We start from the raw sequence: 479 nt of genomic DNA, 5'->3' as shown, positions 1-479 counted from the left end.
CGTGGACCGCTCGAAGAGCAGCAGGCCGAACATGCGCTCGATCTCCGCGAGCGTTTTCGATACGGCCGGCTGGGTGACCGAGAGGAACTCCGCCGCGCGGCCGACGTGGCGGAACTGGTCGAGCGCCACCAGCATCTGCAGGTGCCGCAGCTTGAGGTTGGAACGAAGCACGCGGTCGATCTGGGCCATGGCCGTTCATTCCGTGATGGTTATGAAGAGAGTCGATATTGTCATTGGATCGGCATGGGCTGCTTCTGAACAATGGCGGCTGTCCTCACCGACAGATAAAAACCAGGAGACAAATCCATGCAGACCCCACGCTGCGGCCGGCGCCAGTTCGTTCTGGGCGCCTTCGGCACCGCCACGCTCGCCCTCGCCTCCGCGCCCTCCCGCCTGCTGGCGCAGGGCACCTACCCGGACCGTCCGATCACCTTCATCTGCCCCTGGCCGGCGGGCGGCACGGCCGACCAGTCGATGCG

Annotated in this window: 1 protein-coding gene; it reads right to left on the bottom strand. The window is 65.6% G+C overall.

Going from position 1 to position 479, the window contains the following annotated elements; genetic code table 11:
• A partial coding sequence (locus GVL52_RS31900) for a LysR family transcriptional regulator (protein WP_160012714.1) occupies window positions 1-189 on the bottom strand: 189 nt, incomplete at its 3' end.
• Between the last annotated feature and the right edge of the window lie 290 nt (window positions 190-479).

It is taken from the genome of Rhizobium sp. 18055 (assembly GCF_902706285.1).
Classification (GTDB): domain Bacteria; phylum Pseudomonadota; class Alphaproteobacteria; order Rhizobiales; family Rhizobiaceae; genus Rhizobium.
The sequence above is the reverse complement of the archived record's forward strand: the minus strand, read 5'-3'. Positions and strand labels throughout refer to the sequence as shown.